The 21,485-nt window shown below is 57.8% G+C and carries 19 protein-coding genes; 6 read left to right on the top strand and 13 right to left on the bottom strand.

The genetic code is table 11. The features are described from left to right. Positions 1-532 precede the first annotated feature (532 nt). The 4 genes from ACY4LX_RS11445 (at position 533) to ACY4LX_RS11430 (ending at position 4,418) form a co-directional block, all read left to right on the top strand. Positions 533-1,273, top strand: a complete 741-nt coding sequence (locus tag ACY4LX_RS11445) for a winged helix-turn-helix domain-containing protein (RefSeq protein WP_149658945.1) — start codon at positions 533-535, stop codon at positions 1,271-1,273. Between the two features lie 24 nt (positions 1,274-1,297). Further along, positions 1,298-2,029: an EAL domain-containing protein gene (locus ACY4LX_RS11440; protein WP_149658946.1), complete on the top strand. Its 732-nt coding sequence runs from the start codon at positions 1,298-1,300 to the stop codon at positions 2,027-2,029. Between the two features lie 18 nt (positions 2,030-2,047). After that, the gene (locus ACY4LX_RS11435; protein ID WP_463259922.1) at positions 2,048-2,707 is read left to right on the top strand and encodes a winged helix-turn-helix domain-containing protein; all 660 of its coding nucleotides are present in this window, start codon (positions 2,048-2,050) and stop codon (positions 2,705-2,707) included. A gap of 316 nt (positions 2,708-3,023) precedes the next feature. Beyond that, positions 3,024-4,418 carry an undecaprenyl-phosphate glucose phosphotransferase gene (locus ACY4LX_RS11430; protein ID WP_149658948.1) on the top strand — a complete coding sequence of 465 codons (1,395 nt, stop codon included), beginning with the start codon at positions 3,024-3,026 and terminating at the stop codon, positions 4,416-4,418. 140 nt (positions 4,419-4,558) lie between these two features. On the opposite strand, the gene ACY4LX_RS11425 is transcribed toward ACY4LX_RS11430, so the two are convergent. The 6 genes from ACY4LX_RS11425 to galE all read right to left on the bottom strand — a co-directional run bounded on the left by ACY4LX_RS11425 (position 4,559) and on the right by galE (position 10,756). After that, positions 4,559-6,637 carry a YjbH domain-containing protein gene (locus ACY4LX_RS11425; RefSeq protein ID WP_463259921.1) on the bottom strand — a complete coding sequence of 693 codons (2,079 nt, stop codon included), beginning with the start codon at positions 6,635-6,637 and terminating at the stop codon, positions 4,559-4,561. Continuing rightward, entirely contained in the window at positions 6,634-7,395 is a 762-nt protein-coding gene (locus tag ACY4LX_RS11420) for a capsule biosynthesis GfcC family protein (protein WP_463259920.1), read from the bottom strand. Before ACY4LX_RS11420 ends, ACY4LX_RS11425 begins: the two co-directional genes overlap by 4 nt. Further along, positions 7,392-8,057 (bottom strand): YjbF family lipoprotein, encoded by a 666-nt coding sequence (locus tag ACY4LX_RS11415; RefSeq protein WP_463259919.1) that lies wholly within the window; start codon positions 8,055-8,057, stop codon positions 7,392-7,394. Before ACY4LX_RS11415 ends, ACY4LX_RS11420 begins: the two co-directional genes overlap by 4 nt. Before the next feature lie 10 nt (positions 8,058-8,067). Beyond that, positions 8,068-9,183 (bottom strand): polysaccharide biosynthesis/export family protein, encoded by a 1,116-nt coding sequence (locus ACY4LX_RS11410; RefSeq protein ID WP_463259918.1) that lies wholly within the window; start codon positions 9,181-9,183, stop codon positions 8,068-8,070. Between the two features lie 84 nt (positions 9,184-9,267). Beyond that, the gene (locus tag ACY4LX_RS11405) at positions 9,268-9,504 is read right to left on the bottom strand and encodes a hypothetical protein (protein ID WP_123403467.1); all 237 of its coding nucleotides are present in this window, start codon (positions 9,502-9,504) and stop codon (positions 9,268-9,270) included. Positions 9,505-9,739: 235 nt separating this feature from the next. Then, positions 9,740-10,756, bottom strand: a complete 1,017-nt coding sequence (galE, locus tag ACY4LX_RS11400; protein ID WP_463259917.1) for a UDP-glucose 4-epimerase GalE — start codon at positions 10,754-10,756, stop codon at positions 9,740-9,742. A gap of 305 nt (positions 10,757-11,061) precedes the next feature. On the opposite strand from galE, the gene galU reads away from it, so the two are divergent. After that, positions 11,062-11,895 carry a UTP--glucose-1-phosphate uridylyltransferase GalU gene (gene galU, locus ACY4LX_RS11395; RefSeq protein WP_463259916.1) on the top strand — a complete coding sequence of 278 codons (834 nt, stop codon included), beginning with the start codon at positions 11,062-11,064 and terminating at the stop codon, positions 11,893-11,895. Between the two features lie 44 nt (positions 11,896-11,939). Further along, a complete protein-coding gene (locus ACY4LX_RS11390; RefSeq protein ID WP_149658955.1) occupies positions 11,940-12,362 on the top strand; it encodes a phosphohexomutase domain-containing protein in 423 nt (140 codons plus the stop codon). Between the two features lie 124 nt (positions 12,363-12,486). Here the strand turns inward: ACY4LX_RS11390 and ACY4LX_RS11385 are convergent, their stop codons facing one another. Genes ACY4LX_RS11385 through ACY4LX_RS11355 form a run of 7 tightly spaced genes read right to left on the bottom strand, consistent with a single transcriptional unit; the run spans position 12,487 to position 21,483 of the window. Continuing rightward, positions 12,487-13,617: an SGNH/GDSL hydrolase family protein gene (locus ACY4LX_RS11385; protein WP_463259915.1), complete on the bottom strand. Its 1,131-nt coding sequence runs from the start codon at positions 13,615-13,617 to the stop codon at positions 12,487-12,489. Between the two features lie 27 nt (positions 13,618-13,644). Beyond that, a complete protein-coding gene (locus ACY4LX_RS11380; RefSeq protein WP_463259914.1) occupies positions 13,645-14,682 on the bottom strand; it encodes an acyltransferase family protein in 1,038 nt (345 codons plus the stop codon). A 12-nt stretch (positions 14,683-14,694) separates the two neighbouring features. Then, the gene (locus ACY4LX_RS11375) at positions 14,695-15,798 is read right to left on the bottom strand and encodes a hypothetical protein (protein WP_463259913.1); all 1,104 of its coding nucleotides are present in this window, start codon (positions 15,796-15,798) and stop codon (positions 14,695-14,697) included. Beyond that, positions 15,798-17,018 carry an MATE family efflux transporter gene (locus tag ACY4LX_RS11370; protein WP_463259912.1) on the bottom strand — a complete coding sequence of 407 codons (1,221 nt, stop codon included), beginning with the start codon at positions 17,016-17,018 and terminating at the stop codon, positions 15,798-15,800. The genes ACY4LX_RS11375 and ACY4LX_RS11370 overlap by 1 nt, the downstream gene beginning before the upstream one ends. Then, positions 17,015-18,127, bottom strand: coding sequence for a polysaccharide pyruvyl transferase family protein (locus ACY4LX_RS11365; RefSeq protein WP_463259911.1), 1,113 nt, complete (start codon positions 18,125-18,127; stop codon positions 17,015-17,017). The genes ACY4LX_RS11370 and ACY4LX_RS11365 overlap by 4 nt, the downstream gene beginning before the upstream one ends. A gap of 14 nt (positions 18,128-18,141) precedes the next feature. Further along, entirely contained in the window at positions 18,142-19,224 is a 1,083-nt protein-coding gene (locus ACY4LX_RS11360; protein ID WP_463259910.1) for a glycosyltransferase, read from the bottom strand. 39 nt (positions 19,225-19,263) lie between these two features. After that, positions 19,264-21,483 (bottom strand): polysaccharide biosynthesis tyrosine autokinase, encoded by a 2,220-nt coding sequence (locus ACY4LX_RS11355; protein ID WP_463259909.1) that lies wholly within the window; start codon positions 21,481-21,483, stop codon positions 19,264-19,266. Positions 21,484-21,485: the final 2 nt, after the last annotated feature.

Below are 21,485 nucleotides of genomic sequence, written 5' to 3'. Positions count from 1 at the left end.
GCATAATTATTTAATAACTGAGCAGTGTTAAATGGGCAGATACACATTCATCGCCTATAAAACAATTGGCACACCAGGATCATGTAGCGGAGGGTTCCAGCGGATAATAAGTCTTATCAAACCACGCACTCAAGACTTGTTATTAATCGTCCGACTAACGACTCACCAGAACTCCGAAGTATGGAGGCTAGAACCCGCCCGATAAAAATGTGACGGAGCGCACATATTCGCATTCTTAGAGGGACAATAGCCCGGAATCACCCGTCAATACCGTGATGGCCTTCTGGCTATAAATACCACTCGCTGCTGAATCAAAATAGTGGCACAATTCCATATTGCCATCATCTAAGGGCGCCATTTCATTAGTTCAACTGCCTGCAAGAAGCAACTAAACGGTTGAAAACCTTTTGTTTATGTTAGAAAACTCGGAAATCCCGCCCTGAAATCCGATTTGAATGTTACCAATTGTCAGTCACAGATGAGAACCGGTGCTTTAACATCCTGATGTCAGCACCCATTCGAGTCAAAAAGCATGATGCTTACAGGGAAAATAGCGACTAGAAGCCAGCGCCCGACAAATGAGGAGCCAGGGGTTCTCACCTTGGGCCGTACTCGCAGCGTGGCGGAGAACTTTAGAGCATTAGTCGCAAGGCACGTGCACTCTGATATAACGCTTGATGCCAGTTCATACACTATTTCGCATAAGAAAAATGAACACCCGGATGGGTATCGTGCCATTTTCATCATTATCGACAGTGCTCAAGCATTCGATGAGAGCCTGGCGCTCGTGGAAAACCTCCGCGCCATCAATTTAAACCCAATCATCTGTGCCGTTATTACCGGCCGGGGCACTTACAACAAGATGAAGTACTATCTTGCGGGTGCCGACTGCTGCATAAAACTCAACACCCTGTCCGATGAAAGCTCCGCATTTCTGTCTGAGTTTTTCAGCAGTGATGAATGGCAAAGGGAAATAAACCTGGTATTGGACTCCACGCGTATATGCCTGTTGGGCACCCGCAACAAGCTGGACATTTCCTTTGCAGAAATGAAAATCCTGGAAGCCTTTGCGCAAACCAGCAACCACATATTAAGTCACGATGAAATCGCCAGGATCATGGGACTCAACACCAATTTTTATGACCCCAGGGCATTGGAAAAATCAATCAGTCGTCTTCGCGGAAAAATCAAAGACATGTATGGCACCAATGCCATTCAGAGCATTCGCGGGTATGGATACCGTTTGATGAGGGGTCTGATCTCGACCGACTGATTCAACCATGGAAGGAGTTGTTGAATGAATGCGACTGGAGGCATCTCGCCCGCAAACGCCCCGTATCGCTATCTGACCCGGCAACTGATCCTGTCACGTGACGATCGCCCGTTTGCCAGTGAGATAAGAACCACGCCCCACCTTTCCGCTCCGTCGTCCTGGACGTCGCTGGCGGCTCAACCGCGCGTGCGCAGGGCGTCGGCCTCCCTGAAAGACCCTCGCTCGCACACCCCAAAAAAATATTTGAACCGAACACTTCTATGCCTGTCTGAACCGAGCCTTGCCAGCTTTACGCTGGCCGACGAACTGATCCGGTCTGGCGACAACTTGCGTGATCTGGGCCATACACTGGTCGTGTCACTCGAAGAGCAACCATTCTGGGAAGTGGATTCCAAATATAAAAAAAACATTACTCATAATATGTATCGCCTGAAAGATCATGGTATAGAAATCGCGTTGGGTAGCGACACTCTCCAACGAGACACCCTTACACGCTTTAGCACTTTGAATCTGTTCAATTACATCAAGGTATCGGTTTCATCCCTGGACCAGTGTTTAAAACTCAATGGCAATCCTGAGTTTTTCAATCGACTCCATGACCGCATGGTGACACTGAGCCACAACAACAAGATTTCTTTTATTGCCGATCGTGTAGAGCATATCGAGAGCCATACATTGGCCAGGGCGCTGCCCTTTGATTACTTCCAAGGGAGTTATTACTCCCCTGCCGATCATCTTTTAACCGAACATTGGTGACTACTTTAGGAGAGAGACGTGGAAATCAGTACAACCCTCCCCAGAAAATATTTTGTCGTCGTGACTCACAGCACAACATCCCAGCGTGAGCTCGAGACCATACTGTCCAGCGAGCGTTTCAACTCGTTTGGTACTTCCCAGGCACAAATGTTTATCGAAGGTGTTAACCCGGCCTCCTCCGCCCCCGTGCTGATGGAGTTCACCTACCCAAGTGGGTCAAGGAAACATGTCGCCCACGCGATCGAACATGAAACGCAAAAGATACTTGCCACGCTCGAAGCAGAATGGTTGGCGGCCCGTTCGAACCTGACACCTGACCCGGTAGAGTTCAGCGATATTCCCCGAGAACACGAGGTTGACAGCCCTTACAGCGAAGCCTGGCAACTCGACGACGATCAAAGTGTATTGATCAAGGAAAACGTCGAGATCAACCTCACTGGATTGGAAGCCGCCCTCGTCAAGAAGATGCTGCATCATGAAGATCGCGTCGTCAGTCGGGATGATCTGATTCTGAGCATCGGTAGAGAACCGGAGCAGTATCGCGGCCTGGAAATGTGTTTGAGCCGATTGCAGGACAAGTTCAAAAACGCGAGCAAAGGTGAACGACTCTTTCGCGCGGTGAGAAATCGCGGCTATTGCCTTATCCAGGAAGTGGTAACAGAGGCTCAACCGGCCTGACCCACCTCAACAAACATATGACAGTGCTATTACAAAAATAAAAAGTGCACTTTGTTTGTTACCCCCTTCTATAACACCCCCTCAATATCGACCTTTTCTAACATCGAACACTTCCTCGATAAAAGTTGGCACTTTGCCACCTTGTTATAACTCGTCAGACAGCATCCCCTATCAATAACTTAATCTATTGACTGACGACAGCTCGGCCTATTGGCGTTGTTAGTCCCAGGGTATTAGTTAAAACAATAACAATCCTGCTTAAACAACTCACGGTTCGACTGTCGATACCTGAATGGACGTCTTTTGGGGATATCGCATGGATCTTACTCTTCGTATCAATCGAAATACCGGTCTCAAGGGACTTACCTTTTGGGGTCAATGGGCGCTGGCGCAGGGCTTTGCTGTTTCATTGTTGTTCATACTCGCTGAACAGCATACCGGCGCAGTCGAGTTCTATTACCGAGTGTGCGCGACGCTGGCCGTATTGGCCTCGGTGCCGGCCTATACCTTCAGTGGCGTCTACCGAAAACGAGATAACTATCTGACAGGGCTGGGACGCCTGTTCATGGGCTGGTCAATGACCATGGCGGCGCTGGCTTTCATGGCGTTTATCTGCAAGGCCGACGCCCTGTTTTCCCGGCAGGTGATTCTCAGTTGGGCGGTGTACGGGTTCCTCGGGCAGGCGCTGCTGTACGCGCCGTTGCACGGGTTCTCCAAGTACTACCAGCGGTCACGAAAAAGCGAGCATAGAACGCTGATCGTCGGTACCGGCGAGCTGGCGCTGGGCCTGGCCAAGAAGTTGAGCAGCGTCGAAAACCTGCCGTTGGTGGGTCTGGTCAGCACAGGCCCCGTTGCCGCGCTGGACCCGGATGCCCCACAGATCGTCGGTGCACAGGAAGACCTTCTGGAACTGATCAGAATCCATGACATTCGACGCTTGTACATCACGCTGCCCCTGAGCGAAGCGGCAAAAATCGAAGCCATGTACGTCGATTTGCTGGGTGCCAATGTCGACGTGGTCTGGGTCCCGGACTTGAACTGCCTGACGCTGCTCAATCACTCGGTGCGGGTCGTGGACGGTCTGCCGGCGATCTACTTGAATGAAAGCCCACTGACCAGCCAGCCCACTGCCGCGCTAAGCAAGAGTCTGGTGGAAAAAGCCGTGGCATTGCTGGCCATCATCCTGCTGAGCCCGGTGCTGGCGGTGATTGCGCTGGCGGTGAAACTCACCTCCCCCGGCCCGATCTTCTTCAAACAGGATCGCCACGGCTGGAATGGCAAGGTGATTCAGGTCTGGAAGTTTCGCTCGATGCGTGTCCACGACGACCATGAAGTCAAGCAGGCCAGCCGTAACGACTCGCGCATTACCGCCGTCGGCCGCTTCATCCGTCGCACTTCGCTGGATGAACTGCCGCAACTGTTCAACGTGCTGCAAGGGCACATGGCCCTGGTCGGCCCGCGTCCTCACGCCGTCGCGCATAACCACTACTACTCGGGCAAGATTCTGGCCTACATGGCACGCCACCGAATCAAGCCGGGCATTACCGGGCTTGCGCAAATCAACGGTTGCCGCGGCGAGACGGACACCATCGACAAGATGCAGAAACGTGTCGAGATCGACCTCAAGTACATCAACAACTGGTCGCTGTGGCTGGACCTGAAGATCCTGGTGAAGACGCCCTTCACGCTGCTCTCGAAGGACATCTACTGATGGCCTGAGCGCAAAAAAAGCAGCACCACAAGGGGACGCAAGTCCCCTTTTTCGTGGCTGTGATTTGGGTTGGGCGGATGTTTGAAGGGAGGCCAATCAAGCGGCGATCTACAGGACATGCAGCCTGTAGATCGCCAACGTTACTCGGCGATCTTCTCGAAGTTGCGGTAGAACATGTCGTTATCGCGGCTGTCGGTCATCGAGTGCAACTGGAAGCTGCGATTGAGCCGTGCGCCACCGTCCCGGGTCAGCGGCGACCAGACGAGGTTGGCGCGGCGCATGGTCGACATGCTCATCAATTCATCGAACGGGATGGACAGGTACAGGCCCTTGTCGAAACTACCTTCGCCATATTCGGGGCCGGTGGCGGTGGTGATCGTCGCCCAGGCGCCGAACCGCACGCCGTTGGAGAACTCCCGAGACAGATCGATCGTGGTGCCCCAATCCCCGGCCAGGTAGCGTCCGACGCTGACCGCCGCCAGTGTGTCGTAGGGCAAGTCGGTATAGCCGGTGATATGGCCGGTGACGACCGAGTAGTCCCGCAGGCCGAAGCCCTGGTCGAATTCGCGCTGACGCACGTAGTTCAAATCCGCACCGACCGACCAGCGCTGGCCTTGCGGACGAAACAACACTTCACCGCCCACACCGGCAAACATCGATTCCAGATAACCGCCGTAGACCATGCCGTACAGGTCCTTGTCCAGCTGCTCGGCGTGGCTGACCTGGAACAGCGGCATGGTGACTTCAGAGGTGGTCAGGTATTGGCGCAAGTCCGTGCGAACCCGAGGCAATCCGCTGGGTGCGTCGTATTTGAAGCCGTCGAAGTTGTTCAGCAGATTGGCGCTGATCAGGCCGCTCCACCAGGTGTTGCGGTTGAAGCGATACTCGGCGTCGGCGTCGGCACTGAACTGATAGAAAAAGCCGTCAGGGCCGCCGACGTTCTGTTTGAAGCCCAGCCCGGCGCCGTAGCTGAACGGGTCGCGGGCTTCGGTGTAAAGGGTCTTCTCGTTGTGCGGCATCGCCGGGTTGGTCTCGGTGGTGCGGTGCAACGCTTGCAGCGGTTCCTCGTTGTTGAGCACCTCGCGAAAGGTTTGCCGAGGCACGCTGGTTTCTTCCAGTGGCAGGTCGTAGCGCTTGTTCACCAGGGTGAACCAGTCGATGTCGGCATTGACGCTGTTGTCGAGAATCCGGCTGGCCCGACCGACCGCTTTGGCCGAATGAAAATAACGGCCCTGCTCGCCGTAGACGATCAGTTCGGGGCCACGATGGCTGATGCGCTCGACCTTGTAGCCGGCATTTTGCTGCAGGCGTCGGGACACCTCCGGCCAGTCGACCTGATCCATCGCGACGGTCGGAGTCTTGGCCGGCAACGGCTCGGCGGGCGGGTCGAAGCGCTTGGTCGGGGCCTTGCGGCTGACGAAGTTGGTGTGGAAGGTCAGGCCGAACATCGCCGTGTTGCCGCGCTCCCAGGCTGCGCTGAGGTCCAGCGAATCGGTGACTTTGAACACGGCGCCCAGGTTGATCGGCGAGTCCTGCTGGATCACGTTGTCCTTGGGCTCGTGTTTATAGTCGTTGCCTTCGTACTCGAGTTTCAGGCTGAGCCGGTCCCATGGCGTCTGGTAGGTCACGCCGCCGAACAACGAAGGCTTGCCGCGAAAGTAGGCGCCGGCGTTGACGTCACCGGTGCCTTCCATGTTTGGCCGGGTCTTGAAGCGATCATCGAGCCAGCCCGCCGGGTTGTCGAAGTCGCCGCGATTGCCCAGGTAACCCCAGGCAATGCCGGCGCTGAAATCAAAATCGTCGTAGCGCTTGTTGGCCACCAGGAACTCACTGGAGAACAGGCCAGTACCGCCGATGTCTCGGAAGCCCAGCGCGACGTCAGGCGCCCAGTGGGTTTCCTGCCACAACCGGACCTTGAGATCGACCGCCTTATCCTTATAGCTCTGGTTGCCGCTCAACGATTCGGGGCCGTAAGGACGGTTGGTGATGGCGGTGTAGCGAAACGCGCCTTCCAGCCAATCGAACGGCTGTAGCGCCACGCTGTAGCGACTGTAGGGCTCGGTGCGGTTGGCGTTCACGCTCAACTCGCCGGCCGGGGACATCCGGGCGGTGGGTGTCTGCCACAAGCCGACGCCGCCGAAATCATTCTGGGTAAGACGTGGCTCGGCATGCGCCAGTCCACAGGGCAATAACAACACAGCTGCAAAACGTAAATTCAATGAACCACCTCAGCCAATTGCGTGGCAAGAAATTCGGCCAACTGCTGATTCAGTTCAGGGATAGGCGGATCGAGATCATCATTTTTCACCGGCACCAGGATCTTGCTGCCCGCCGCAGGCACGTGCCCGCTCTCCCGATTCCAGGGCGCGATACCGACCTGGCGGGTAACACCATTGGGTTGGATCAGCCACAGATAATCGGCCTCGGCATCGGCCAGCATTGCGCAGCCTTGCAGGTAATCCCGGGCTTCTTGCCGGACGACATGGGGCAAGCGGCACGGTTCGGCGACGGCGCCGAGCACTTCAACTTCATCGACGCGCGATGGATAGATCAGGCGATCACCGTCACCCAGCTGGACGTTGGGGGCGAACCCGACTTCGATGGCCACCGAGTCGAGCACCGTGACCTGGCGCCCGGTGACCGGCATGGCGCTGACCTGCTCAGACAGACGCGTCGCCAGCTCTGCCCGGCCCGGCCGGTCGAAGATCAAGGCTTCACGGCGCAACACCTGCAAATCGAACAGCACCCCGGTCTTGAGCCGGGCCTGCTCTTCCAGCAACGACTGACGCAGCAACGCCGCCGCCAGCCAATAGCTTTCGGCATTGGGCACGGCGACGCTGATCACATCCGTCAACCGCCCGCCCGGCGGCAACTCCACCGGCCCGGGGACTTGCACATCACCCGTGACAGTGACCGCCGCCTGGCTGACGCTGGTGATCAACAACAGGCATGCCGACAGCTTCCGTACCCGCTTCAACGGGCAACCCTGCGTTCAGGGGTCAATTGCACAATCTTGACCCGCAGGCGCGAGGTCAGTTGTTGCTCGCTCTGCACAATAAAACCGTCAACGGGATCGACCCAGTAACGATTGGTCGCCCGCAGGCCAATGGCCGGGGCGTCAATCTGCTCATCGACACGTAGCACGGCGTATTCCTTGTTGAGGATTTCCAGGGTTTCCATGGATTTTCGCGAGAAGCGACTGTTCAAGGTCACGCCGGTTTCACTGCCTTGATACAGATCGATCCAGCGCTGGCTGGTGTAGCCATCCGGCAGGGTGTGCAGGCCTTGTTTGAAGGGCGAAGACGCCGCCAGTCGCGTGCCGTCCAGATCGCCTTCGACGCCCAGGCCAATGGTGCGCACCGCGAGTCCATCGCGCAGCAGCAACACCTGTTTACCGGACGCGACCCAGAACTGCAGGTCGCCCCGCTCACGCACCATCGCCAACACCCCGGAGCCGGATGGCGTGGTCAAGGTCAGCTGGGGAAACTCGACCCGAGCCACTTGCGCGGGGGTGACTTGCACCTCATCGGGACCGATTACCGCGGCCTTGAAGTTGCCCAAGGACGCGGTCATCAGCGGGTTACAGCCACACAACAACACGGCCGCCATTACGCAGACGCCAACATTCAACGTTCTCACAGACCTGACCTTATTTGCCGTTGTCTCTGACTTCACTCAGGTTCTTCGCTGAGGAAGCCCCCACACCGAGGATGGCGGCCGAAGGCACCAACTGACTGATGAAACGGTTCCAGCGCGTCACGTTGGCGGGGCCCACGTAGACGATGTCCTGGGGCCTTACATTGAAATGCGTGGCGAGCGCCATGGCGGTCGGCGACTCGGCTTTCAACTGGTAGATTTTCGCCGGTTCCACATCCAGGTTTTCCACCCCGCGGATCACATACACGGCATTGCCGTTGGAGGTGGTCTGGCTCAAGCCGCCGACCGAGCCGAGGACATCGGACAGGTTCATGGTGCCGGTCTTGAAGGTCAGCGCCCGGGGCTGATTGACTTCGCCCATGACGTAGATGCGCTTGTTGTCGTTGTACGGCAGGTACAGCTGATCGCCACCCTTGAGGTAGACGTTCTGCAACTCGGAATCCTGCTGATTGAGCGCATCAAGATCCAGCGGATACACCCGCCCCTTGCGCGTCAGCAGCAAGCCGGACAAGTCGGCATTGACCGGGTCGATACCAGCCGCACCGAGGGCTTCGACCACGTTGAGCGGGTTGGTGGAAATCGGTTGCGCACCGGCCTTTGTGACCGCCCCCGACACCACGACTTTCTGGCTGGCGAAGCGCAACACGGCGACGTCCACTTGCGGGTCGGCAATGAAAGCCGACAGCCGTTCGGAAATGTCCGAGCGCAGTTGCTGGATGGTTTTGCCGGCCGCCTGCACTTCCTTGATATAGGGGTAATACAACGTGCCATCGGAACGCACCAGGCGACCGTTGGCATCGATCTGCTGTTGCGCGCCCGAGGGTGCCGTCAGCTCGGGATGGTCCCAGACCGTGATGTACAACACATCGTTGCTGCCGATGCGGTACTCCGCCGGGGTCGCCAGCAATTCAGCCGGCAGCGACGTGCGTTTCTGCGTCGCCCGATCCATCGCAATCAGCTTGGGCGTGATCGGTATCAGCTCGACGCGACTGCTTTCACTGCCCCCTTGGCGCGTGATATCGCTGGTGCTCAGGTATTGCCCCGGGGAAAACATACAACCTTGCAAAGCGAGACTGGCCAACATCAAAAAAGGAAAACTACGATTCATAATGGCACTACGCTATTCAAGGGCAAATCCAACAAGGGCACCCGACTTTCATCGGGCGACCTTGTATTACACCTACAGGGTTTTTCAGTTACTGGTGCCGGTGGTACCGGTAGTTCCTGTGGTCCCGGTAGTACCGCCGTTGGCGTTGCCGCCACTGTTGGAGGCAGCCACTGCACCTGCAACCATCGCCGTACTGGCCGCAGGCGCTTGGGAAGCGGCTACGTTACCGGCGACATTAGTTGCCTGTGTCAGCGGTGCTTCCGCTGCGGACGCCCAGTTGCCAAACATCGACAACAGGGCAATTGCCATCACTTTTTTCATATCAACTCCTTTCTAACGTTCGGCCTTGTTAACAAACAAAGCGTGCCGTTAGAGGTGGAAAGATCAAGCCGCAAAAACTGCGAACAAGAGCCATTGTTCATTCACAGTCAAACGCAACTGATAAATGTCGAACGGCAGGGCTTATATCTACGGATTTGCCGGAGGTAACTCCAGCCTAATTTCCCGACCTTACTTAACATGGCTGTCGGTTTATAACATTCGGCGCAATCACTACTTATTCGAGGTAGCCCTTAGGATGATTCGATTGCCAGCGCCAGGTGTCGGTCATCATTTGCTGCAAACTGCGTGTGGCCTTCCAGCCCAGTTCACGCTCAGCCTTGGACGGGTCGGCCAGGCTCTCTGCGACGTCACCCGAGCGGCGCGGCAATATCCGATACGGCACAGGCCGGCCCGACGCCTGCTCAAACGCGTGCAGCACTTGCATCACGCTATATCCATCGCCCGTGCCCAGGTTCCAGATGTGGATGCCGGTGGTTTGGGAAATCGATTGCAAGGCCTTGATATGCCCGTCTGCCAAGTCGACGACGTGGATGTAGTCACGCACACCGGTGCCATCCGACGTGGGGTAATCGTCGCCGAAGATCGACAACTCCTTCAGGCTGCCGACCGCCACCTGGCTGATGTAGGGCACCAGGTTATTCGGAATCCCATTGGGGTCTTCACCCAAGTGGCCACTGGCATGGGCGCCGATCGGATTGAAATAACGCAACAGCGCGACGCTCCAGCGCGGCTCTGCCGAGCATAGGTCGCGCAACACGTTTTCGACGATCAGCTTGGATTGGCCGTAGGGATTGGTCGGGCTGCCGGTAGGCACCTCCTCGCTGATCGGCATCTGCTCCGGCGCGCCGTACACTGTGGCCGATGAACTGAACACCAGGCGAAACACCCCGGCGGCGGCCATCGCCTGGCACAGCGTGATGCTGCCGCCGACGTTGGCTTCGTAATACTCCAGCGGCTTGCGCACGCTTTCTCCGACGGCTTTAAGCCCGGCGAAATGCAGGACCGCATCAATGGCGTGCTGCTGGAAAATCCGGTCCAGCAAGGGCCGGTCGCAGACATCCCCGTGGATCATCAGCGCACGTTTGCCGCAGATGGCTTCAACGGCGTGCAGCGCAGCGTCGGAACTGTTGGAAAGGTTGTCCAGCACCACCACGTCAAAACCCGCTTCAAGCAAAGCAAGTGTGGTGTGCGAACCGATATACCCGGTGCCACCCGTTACCAGAATTTTCATAGCGCGGTCCATAGTGGGGTCGTAAAGTGCGCAATAACATGTACCGATCAATATGTAATTCGACCAGACAGTCATACCGGGTACTTATTTAGCACTATGAAACGCTCACCACTATCAACGGATACCGACGAAAAATAACTAACACGCAACAGACGGACAACTCATAACATTCCGTTGTTATACACCTGACACTAATTGCCATTAACAACCCAACTCAGGTATTAAAGTAGTCGCTTATTCAAGACACTGACAACCACTCATTATTTCCGTAGTGGGTTGCGATTAATGACTTCCAGGGTATTTTTATGATTCGTAAATGTTTGTTCCCCGCCGCGGGTTATGGCACGCGTTTCCTGCCGGCCACCAAAGCCATGCCCAAGGAGATGCTGCCCATCGTCAACAAGCCGCTGATCCAGTATGCGGTCGAGGAAGCACGGGACGCCGGCCTACAACACATGGCCCTCGTCACCGGGCGGGGCAAGCGCGCACTGGAAGACCATTTCGATATCAGCTATGAGCTGGAACATCAGATTCGCGGCACCGAAAAAGAGAAGTTCCTGGCCGGCACCCGCGAGCTGATTGAAACCTGCACCTTCTCCTACACCCGCCAGGTGGAAATGAAGGGCCTGGGCCATGCGATTCTCAGCGGTCGCCCGTTGATTGGCGATGAGCCCTTCGCCGTGTCGCTGGCGGATGACCTGTGCCTGAATTTGAAAGGCGATGGCGTCCTGACGCAAATGATCCAGCTCTACAAGCGCTACCGCTGCTCGATCGTGGCCATCCAGGAAGTGCCCCGGGACCAGACCCACAAGTACGGCGTGATTGCTGGCGAGTTGATCGCCGACAACGTTTACCGCGTCAGCAGCATGGTGGAAAAACCCGCACCCGAAGACGCCCCGTCCAACCTGGCGATCATCGGCCGCTACATCCTGACGCCGGATATCTTTGACCTGATCGCCGACACCCAGCCCGGCAAAGGTGGGGAGATCCAGATCACCGACGCCCTGATGAAGCAGGCGCAAAACGGCTGCGTCCTGGCCTACAAGTTCGACGGCCTGCGCTTCGATTGCGGCGGTGCAGAGGGCTATCTCGACGCGACCAATTTCTGCTACGAGCACCTGTACCTCAAGGGCCTCTGACCAAGTCCTCAACCGTCGTCCACTCTTCTTTCAGGCAGGCCACTATGAACAATGCAAAACACACGGCAGACATTGAACGGGAGATGGGCAACGTCGGGATGATGGCCTGGTTGTCACGGTATCCGTCGTTGCCCTCTCCGGTTGAAGCCTGGCTGGGCTCCACGCTGATGGTGGAGCGAATCGGCGTGTTCCCCTCCTCCGGGGAAATCCGTCGACCGATTCCCGACCCCGACGCCCTCCTCGCCCACCTGAAAGCGCTGTACGCCCAACAGGCGCTGGACGTCGATGAGCGCGACGGGCTGAAAGTGATTTTCAGCGACTGGCGATTCCTCGCGCGCAGTTGCGGCAACGACCCGGCCATCGTCATCACCGTGCAAACCCGCTGTGATCCGCAGTTGATGCCGCTCAAGACGGCTGAGTTGCTGAGTCAGTTGGAGCGCTTCGAGAAAGGCCTGCCAGACAAATAGACGAACACCGCACCCCCTGTAGGAGCGAGGCTTGCCCGCGAAGACGGTGTGTCAGTCGACATCATCGTTACTGACACACCGTCTTCGCGGGCAAGCCTCGCTCCTACAGGTTGTTCGTTTTGGCTCACTGGCAGGTGTTCTTCGGCGCGGTGATCAAGCTATAGAGATAATCCGCAATCACCCGCCCTCCCGCCCCCGGGATCGGGTGAATCTTGTCCGGCCCGATCATCGGTGCATCGCCGCCCAAGGCATAACGTTTGACGTCGGTACCAAACGCACACTGCATATTCGCGTAACCCAGATGTTCCTCGCGCGCCCAGGGTTCCAGTACCTGGGCATACGCCGACATCGGATAGGCACTTGCGCGTGTGGTGTCCTGGCGCAGGATCAAGTTGATGCTCGCCTTCGGGTGAACCTCGCGCACCATCCGCACCAGGCCTTGGATGTTCTGCAGATACTGTTCGGGTTTCACACCAAACCCCTGGTCGTTACCGCCGAGCATGATCAGGTAGATATCCGCCGGAATCTTCGCCACCACCGCTTTCCACTGCGCCTGCCACTGGGCATCGCTGTGATAGAAATCAGCGGAAGCCGCGCCGGACGCCGCGAGTTTGGACACCCGGACGCCACCCTGGCGATTGCTCATCCACAGGCCAAACAGCGTCGGCGCACCGTTGACCACTTCCAGTCGAAACGCCCACTCGGGCTGATCAGAAAAGCCAGGTAACTGAACCTCCTGAGCACCTGAGCCGTCGAGTTTCAACGAATGCCAGGCGCCGGATGCCGTCCACCGATAGCGCACTTCACTGGACTTCCCATCCCCCAGGTACAGCAATTTTGCCTGGGCAATGGACGTGTCCACGGCGGGCGTCGGTTTGGCATCGATCTCCAGATAAGCACCGGGCCGGCCCATGACGGTGCGACTGTCGGGGCTGGCCTGGCCGAGTCCGGACACCTCCCAATCACCACCGAAGTATTTTTCACTGCTGCGGGTGTATTTGTAGTGAGTCCCACCGAGCGCCGCGCCGTGGTTGAAGCCGACGTAACCCGGCCCGGCGAAACCTGCTTTGTGGGTGAGCCGCTGGACGAGTTTGTTCAGGTAAAAATCCTGCCCGGCGCTGTAGCTGTCGCCGATCACCGAGATGGCCAGCACCTTCCCCGCCTTGCCTTCGCGCCATTGCGCAAAGCGTTCACGCGCGTCACCGACTTCGATCACCGAAGTTGCTGCGGGATGTACGTCATCAACTGCCACCACGGGGCACTTCCTTCATCAAAACGACCATCAGGTTTGTGTCGCCGGCACCACAACGGCCGGCGGTTTTTTACGTGCAGCCCGCTCGCCCAGAAACAGCATGGAGGTGACGCTGAAGCGGCTGAAAATATTCGACAACACCACCGGCCCGAGCAGACCACAGGTCACGCCGCTGAGCACCAAAACGCCGTCATCATGTATCCCAAGGCGCCCCAGCACGGATCGCGAAGTGGCGGCGAACAGCACATGAAACAGGAAAATCGCATAGGAATAACCACCGAGCCAGATCAGCCAGCGCGCTTGCAAGTTACTCGACAGCAACGCCACACAAGACACACACCCTACCAGCAAGCCGACCAGGCTGCGGCGATCAACGATCAACCCGCGATCCACCGTCGCCACAAACAGCAGCACTACCGAGATCAACACAAACACCAGCGGCCCGATCACCCGGAACGCTTGCCTGATCTCACCGACCTTTTCATGGCCAATCATCCCCAGTACAAAAAATGGCAGCAGGTACACCGCGCCATTGATGCCGAACGCGTCCACCGTAAACGGCGGCAGCAGAAACACCGCCGCCGCAAACGCCAGCAACAGGAACTGGCGCGTCATGGTCTGCAACCACCCACGCCATTCCAGCAGGCCGACGAACATGAAGATGATGAACACCGCCTGCAAAAACCAGAAGTGGTTGATCGGGATGTAAAACGACAACAGCGCATCGATCACGCCAACGTCCTTGTTCACCCCAGGGCCGACCGCTTGCAGCACCGAGAACGGCACCCCCACGCAAAACAGCGGCACGATCAGCCGCCGGACCTTGCCGACAAAATAGGCGGAGAAGTCATTGCCGCGAATTTTGTAGATGGAATAGATGTAACCCGAGATAAAGGTGAACAGCGGCATGCGCACGTACACCATGGAGTCGGCGATCACCCGGAACGGCGAGCCCACGTCGATTTTCAAGCCGCCACCCAGCGGCCCGATCACGTGATACAGCACCAGCAACAGGCAGGCCAGGCCGCGCAGGGTTTCGATCTCCAGCGACTTCTTCTTGCTCGACATAAAACACAAACCTCAGCTCAGGATTCTTGTTTCAACCAACGCAGGTTTCTTGGTGCGCAACTGCAAACCCAGGCCCATAAACAGCACCGGCACCACCATGGAAAAGTGTCGGGCGAAGGAACCGAAGTCTGGTTCGAACAAGCCCTGCACCAGCAGAAAGGACAGCGGAATCGCGATCAGCTCCTTGACCTTGGTGTCGATGCGCACGCCCTTGTAGTCGCGGGACGTGATCATTTTGAACATCAGCAACGACGTCATCATCATCAACACCACGAAGATGATCTGGCCCAGGCCGGAAAGCAGGATCAGCTCTACGGGGAACGACAGGCGGAAAAAGATGCTCATCGAGTCCAGCGCTTGGGACACGAAGTCACCGCCGCTGATCCAGGACACGATCAGCGACTTCGAACCCTCCTCGCCCGCCGTGCGCAGCTCATTGTTGCTGGCGCGAATTGACGACACCGAATAGCCGACCACCAGTTGAATCGCGGTGGCGATGGCCAGGTAGAACAGGAACAGCATCAGGAAGAAGGTCAGGCGCGAGACGTATTTCTTCATCACGCACACGCCGAACCAGGCCAGGGAAAACAGAATCCAGTAGGGCCGGATCAACACGCCGTAAATCACCGCGGAACAGAAAAATCCGCCGCGATAACGCCGGGAAAACGAGAACAGCAAAATCGAAATCATCGCCACCGAAACGATGATCTCCTTGGTCAGGTTTTCCAGGAAAAACGAACGGACCACGCCCCACAAACACAGGGTGAAAAAAATCGTCAGCGGCATGCGCCGGAACATCAATACCGGGACCGCCGTGAGGAACAGGTTGCACGCCATGCCATAGGCCCAGGCATTGGTCAGGTTGATGCCGGTGGGTCGCAGCAGGTACGCCGAGCACTCGTAGGACGAGCGGTCCGGCGAGAACGGGTTCCAGAAGTTGCAGTTGTCGGCGCGGGCGTAGGACGACCATAGCGTCATGGCATCGGGGCCGGGATCGCGGTGCATCAGCAGCGGCATGGCCACCGACAGGAACAGGCCCGTGAACAGAATCAGGAACGAGATCGACGCGTCGAGCCGTCGGCCGCGAAACTCGATGGAAGGTAATTTCAACGCCATTACGCCGTCACCTTCACGCGGGCAAACCGGGTCAGCACGGCAATGACGCCGAGCTGCACGGTGATCGAAAACACATTGCCCCAGGCCGCACCGTAAATCGAATAGTGCTTGATCAACAGGTAACTCACCGGCAGGGAAACCGCCAGGCAGATGGCCGCACTGGCGAGTGACACCCGGCTGTTTTTCGACGCGATCAGACCACCCCAGACGATGTCGCCGACGGCGCGCAGGGCAAAGGAAAAAATCAGCACGCCAAGGATGGCGTTATCGGGACGCGGCACCGACGTGGCGACGTAATCGAGCACGATGTTGAAGAACAGAAAAATCATTAGCGCCACACCGCCAGACACCACCAGCGCGCGCATCACCCACTTATTCACGAACAACTGCCCCACGGTCAGCGCCTGCTGATCACGCTGATAACGCTTGGCGAGCACGGGAATGCCGACCACCGCGACCACCGCATAGGACAGCGCTTGCAAGGTGTTGGCCGCCGACCAGGCGTAAACATACTTGCCCAAACTCGCGTAGGGCTCGAGGTCGATAATCAGGAAGCGCTCGGCGTACTGACTCAACGCGATCAGGCCCGTACCCAGGTAAAACGGCAATCCAGCCTTCCATACCGAAGCCGTGGTCAAGGCCGCGGTCACTCGCCCACGGTGAACGTTCACCACAATCAGGTAACCGGCAACGATCACCAATACGTTAGCCGCCACCCACAACCACAGCACGCTGGCGATGTCGGACACCCAGCCGAGCATCATCCCGCCCAGGGCCAACAACGCCCAGAGGCCGGTCTTGATAAAGAACAGCAGCGCGCCCCACGTGGCTTTCTGCGCGGAAAACACGAAGGAATTGATTTCGAACGACAGGTGCTCGGTGAGCAGCAACAACGCCACACACAGGATCAGCGTGGCACTCGCTTCGATGCCCTGGAACAGCGAATACACCGTGACCGTCGCCACCGATAACACCACGCCCACGGCCAGGTACAGCAGCAAGACTCTGTCCACAACCAGCCGCGAGCTGCGACCGACACTGATCAGCCGATTGATTTCGGAACTGAACCCGACGCTGTAGAACTTCGACGCAATCAACGACGCGGCCACTACCACGCCGTAAAAGCCCAGCGCGTCATAGCCCAGGTAATGGGTGATGGCCAACACCAGCAAGAACTTCGCACCTAATGCCCCGCCTCGGAGCAGTAGCCGAAATATCATCGAACGATACCCTTGATGATCCCGTCCATGACCTGGGTCTTGGCTTCGATTTCCCGGCAGGTGTCGGTCAAGCGCTGGCCAAACCGGAACAAGGCGTTCGGCGCGTAAACCGTGTCGATGATGGTGTCGACATTGATGTCGCCGCCATTGATCACCCAGTCTTCCACACCCATGTCCTGATAGGCGCCAAAGCCCTTGCGCTCATAGCTGATATGGAACGCCGGGACGCCCGCCAGCAGCGATTCGATGGCGCCATGCAGGCGCACCGAAATCACCAGGTCCGGCTGATGTTTGGCCAGGGTCGCCTTCAACGGCAGCAAATCCTCGGTGATGCCCAACTCGCGATAGAACGCGCCGTCATCATTGCCACGCACCGCGCTTTGCACCGCGCACACCACTTTGCTTTTGTTCTTCAAGCGCTGCAGCAGCCGTTTCAGGTTGGCCACGTAGGCGACTTTCTTTTCCTTGCTCCACGCCGGCGGTTTGCGCAACACCACGCAGACCGTCGCCGGCGTCGGCGCACAACGGGTGAACTTGGGTTGCAGCAGAATCTTGCTGGCCAGGGCCTGCACCGCCAGGTCGGGTGCGCGGTAGACATTGGCATGGGTGCCGAACATCTCCGAGGACCGATTGTCCCGGACAAACACCGCGTCAGCCTGGGCGTAATCCCCGACGATCTTGCTGCCCTCACCGTGGAACGGACCGATGCTTTGCGGCAGGTACACCGACGGCACTTTGCTCAGGATCGCGGTTTCCAGTTGCTTGGCGTGCCCCAGTTTCAACTTGATGTGTTCGAAGGCACTTTTGGAGCGCATGTAGCCGCCGCCGACGCCGACGATCAAGTCCGTGGTTTTCAACAGGTCCGCCAGGCCGGCGTAGGACTGATCCAGGAACAGCGCTTGCTTGACCCGCCCCAATCCCTTGGCTGCCATGACCGGCGCGTCATAGCGCTTGTAAGGCAAGTAGCTGAATGATTTCGGGTCCGAGGCCACGACGTTGATCGAGGTGTCGGCACCGAAGTTGCGCAGTACCAGGGCGATGGCCAGGTCCACGAGCAGGCCGTCACCGGAGTTGGAGGCGCTGTAGCCATGCAAAATAGTTACGTTCATAAGCTGATATCTACTTAAAAAGAGGGGGCGGAATACGCGGCATAGGTCTGCTTGATCATCAACGTGGCACTGAACCGCTCACGGACCATTTCGCGACCTTGAACGCCGAGCGCCAGCAAGCCGGGCTTCTGGATTTTCACCAACAGCTGGGTCAATGCCTGGTGATCCCCGGCGGGAAACACGTAGCCGGTCACGCCGTGGGTGACCAACTCGGGCAAGGACGTGCAATCGCTGGCAATCACTGGCAAGCCCATGGCCATCCCTTCGAGAGGCACCATGGCAAAGCCTTCCCAGCGACTGGGAACGATCAGCGCATCCGCCGACTGATACAGCGCGTTCACTTCCGCCGGCGTGACCCACGGGATGTACTCGACCCCCTGCATCACCGGGCAATCGACGGTGTCCTCGTTGACCGCACTGCCCACCACCGTCAGTTTCAGGTCGGTGCGCTGGACGCCGGCAAAGCCTTTGAGCAAGACGTCGAACCCTTTCTGATAGTCGAGCCGCCCGACAAACAGCAGATGGATCGGAGCCTGACTCTGGCTTTTCGGCTCATCGCTTTTGTGATGGATACCGTTGTAGATCAACGTCATGCGGCTGCGATCGATGCCAAAGCGCGCGGCTTTGTCCAGTTCGTACTGGCTGACGCAAATGATCGTGTCCGTGACCTTCTGCAAGAGCCGTTCAATCAGCGAATAGATTTTCTGCTTGGCCGGCGAACTCTCCATCAGAAACGAAAAGGCATGGGGGCAGTAGATAATCCTCGGCGAGCGCCACGGCCGCAGGAGCAGGCACACGCAACGGCCAATGACCCCGGAAAAGGTGCTGTGCAAATGCACCACATCGGGTTTTTCCTTGAAAATCACCCGGGCCAGCTGCCAGGCGAAACGCAGCAGCGAGCGCACATCGCGCTTGGTCCGGTCGAAGGTCCTGATCTGTTGCTCATCAATGCCGACCAGCTCTTTTTTCTGATCGAGGGGGATCAGATAGACCAGTTCATAATTCGCCGCCTCGCCCTCAGGCGGCACCGAAATCGTGCGGATCACGGTGGCCACGCCACCTTTAATCGTTTCGGCCACGTGCAGTATTTTTTTCACAATCCACCCATTTCCATGCAGGTAATGACCATCGCCGAATCAAGCCTTGTCGGACGCATACTCGTAGTTGTAATTGCCGTAGCCACCGTTGCCGTAGTAACTCGCCGCGCGCTTCTCGACGCCGTTGAACACAGCGCCCTTCAACTGGATACCGTTCTGCGCAAATCGACGGATCGTCAGTTCGATCTCTTTGGCGGGGTTCACCCCGAAGCGGGTGACGATCAGGCTGATCGCCGCTTCACGCCCGACGATCGCGGCGTCGGTCACGGCCAGTAGCGGTGGGGTATCGATGATCACCACGTCATACAGGTCGCTGAGTTGTGCCAGCAGCTCACGGAAGTTCGCATGCATCAGCAACTCCGACGGATTGGGCGGGACCTGTCCGCGACTGATGAAGTGCAGGTTGTCGACCTCGGTGTGATGGATGCCCTGCTCCAGGCTGCAGCGCTTGACCAGCAGGTCCGACAAGCCATTGGTGATCGGCGTGTTGAGCGTCTTGTGCAAATGCCCTTTGCGCATGTCGGCATCGATCAGCACCACCCGCTGACCGCTTTGCGCCATCACGGCGGCGAGGTTGGAGGAGACGAAGGTTTTACCGACCTGCGGGCTCGGGCCGGAAATCATGATGCGGTTGTTGGTCGAGTCCAGCCCGGCAAAGTGCAGGCAGGTGCGCAGGCTGCGGATCGACTCGATCGACAGGTCGGTGGGGTTACGCAGCGCCAACAGGAACGCCTGGCGGCCCGACGCGTCACTCAAGCGCGGTTTTTTACTGTCCTCTTCCTGTTGCAGCGCGCTGTAGGGAATCGACGCATACACCGGCAAGCCGAGTTGCTCAATGGCTTCGGGCCCCTCCAGGCCACGACTCAGGGATTTACGCACCAGCACCAGGGCGACGCCGACAAACCCGCCGAGGAAGGTGGCAATCAGCACGATCAGCGCCTTGCGCGGTTTGACCGGGGTGGTCTTATCGACATCCGCCGCGTCGATCAGCCGCGCATTGCCCACCGCCCCGGCCCGGACGATGTCCAGCTCCTGGGATTTGTTCAGCAACTGCGTGTAGATCTGCGACGCCACTTCCACGTCGCGGGTCAGGTTCAGCAATTCCTGTTGCGTGGCGGGCAGGTCCTGGACCTTGCTCTCCAGACTTTTCTGTTGCCGGGTCAATTCGCCGATCTGCGTCATCAAGGCGCGATAGACCGGATGCTGCTTGGTGAACTTGCGATCAAGGTCCGCCTGTTGCAGCTTCAACTCGGAAATCCGCGTGTCGAGGCCGACAATCTGTTCCAGCACCGATTGGGTTTCGAGGGAAATGTTGACGGTCTTGCCACGGGTTTGATAACCGTTGAGCGCGTCGCTGGCCTTGATCAGGTCATGCTTGACCTGCGGCAGTTGGCCTTGCAGGAAATCCAGGCTTTGCGCGGCTTCGGCCGAGGTGCGCTCGACGTTTTGCTGCACGTATAACGTGGCGACTTTATTGAGAATCTTCACCGCCTGGGCGTGGTCAGGGCTGGCCAGGGCCAGGCGGATAATGCCCGACTCCTTGCCTTGCTCGGACACGTCCAGCGCGTCCTGGTAATCCAGGATGGTGACGATCCTTGGATCGCGCACCACGTCGAAACGGGTGCCGGGATTGGCCTTTAATTCCGCGATCCGCCCTTCGACGCCGTTATGCGCAAATGCTTCGCCAGCGACGCCCTCCACCAGCAGATTGTCGTTGTCGTCGAACAGCTGGAAGCGCTGCTGCTCACCGGCAATCAGCGTCAGTTTCTTGCCCAGCAGTTCTTCCGGCAGATTGAGCCGGGCGATCTCCAGGCGTTCACCGCCCCATGCATAGCTGCTCAGGCCAAAACGTGGCGCGGCTACGCCCTCGCCCTTGTAGCGCCGGGCCAGAAAATTGCCAATGAACGGGAAGGTGTTGGGCGTGACGTCGATGTCCAGTTGCAGATCGTCGACGGCTTTGCCGATCACTGCGCGAGATTTGATGATGCCGATCTCGGTCACCGACGGCGATTGCCCGGTGAGCATGCTGTTGAGATCGGAGAAACCGAGCATGTCGTTCTTTTTCGGTTCGACCTGTACCACGGCGTTTGCCAGATACACGGGCGTCGCCAGAATGGCATAGGCCACGCCGGTCAGCATAAATGCACCGGTGAGCGCGCCGATCAACCATTTCTGATCAATTAAACTGCCGAATATACCGAGAAGATCAATATCATCTCGCTCGTTGTCCCGGGTGCCGACTACTGACGGTAACTGCATAA

This window comes from Pseudomonas sp. Emmai, assembly GCF_055179735.1.
The sequence above is the reverse complement of the archived record's forward strand: the minus strand, read 5'-3'. Positions and strand labels throughout refer to the sequence as shown.

Bases quoted from the DNA above. Each gene is read 5' to 3' on its own strand.
- ACY4LX_RS11445 (WP_149658945.1), top strand. From the start codon at position 533: ATGATGCTTACAGGGAAAATAGCGACTAGAAGCCAGCGCCCGACAAAT.
- ACY4LX_RS11440 (WP_149658946.1), top strand. From the start codon at position 1,298: ATGAATGCGACTGGAGGCATCTCGCCCGCAAACGCCCCGTATCGCTAT.
- ACY4LX_RS11430 (WP_149658948.1), top strand. From the start codon at position 3,024: ATGGATCTTACTCTTCGTATCAATCGAAATACCGGTCTCAAGGGACTT.
- ACY4LX_RS11410 (WP_463259918.1), bottom strand. From the start codon at position 9,183: ATGAATCGTAGTTTTCCTTTTTTGATGTTGGCCAGTCTCGCTTTGCAA.
- ACY4LX_RS11405 (WP_123403467.1), bottom strand. From the start codon at position 9,504: ATGAAAAAAGTGATGGCAATTGCCCTGTTGTCGATGTTTGGCAACTGG.
- galE (WP_463259917.1), bottom strand. From the start codon at position 10,756: ATGAAAATTCTGGTAACGGGTGGCACCGGGTATATCGGTTCGCACACC.
- galU (WP_463259916.1), top strand. From the start codon at position 11,062: ATGATTCGTAAATGTTTGTTCCCCGCCGCGGGTTATGGCACGCGTTTC.
- ACY4LX_RS11390 (WP_149658955.1), top strand. From the start codon at position 11,940: ATGAACAATGCAAAACACACGGCAGACATTGAACGGGAGATGGGCAAC.
- ACY4LX_RS11380 (WP_463259914.1), bottom strand. From the start codon at position 14,682: ATGTCGAGCAAGAAGAAGTCGCTGGAGATCGAAACCCTGCGCGGCCTG.
- ACY4LX_RS11375 (WP_463259913.1), bottom strand. From the start codon at position 15,798: ATGGCGTTGAAATTACCTTCCATCGAGTTTCGCGGCCGACGGCTCGAC.
- ACY4LX_RS11370 (WP_463259912.1), bottom strand. From the start codon at position 17,018: ATGATATTTCGGCTACTGCTCCGAGGCGGGGCATTAGGTGCGAAGTTC.
- ACY4LX_RS11365 (WP_463259911.1), bottom strand. From the start codon at position 18,127: ATGAACGTAACTATTTTGCATGGCTACAGCGCCTCCAACTCCGGTGAC.
- ACY4LX_RS11355 (WP_463259909.1), bottom strand. From the start codon at position 21,483: ATGCAGTTACCGTCAGTAGTCGGCACCCGGGACAACGAGCGAGATGAT.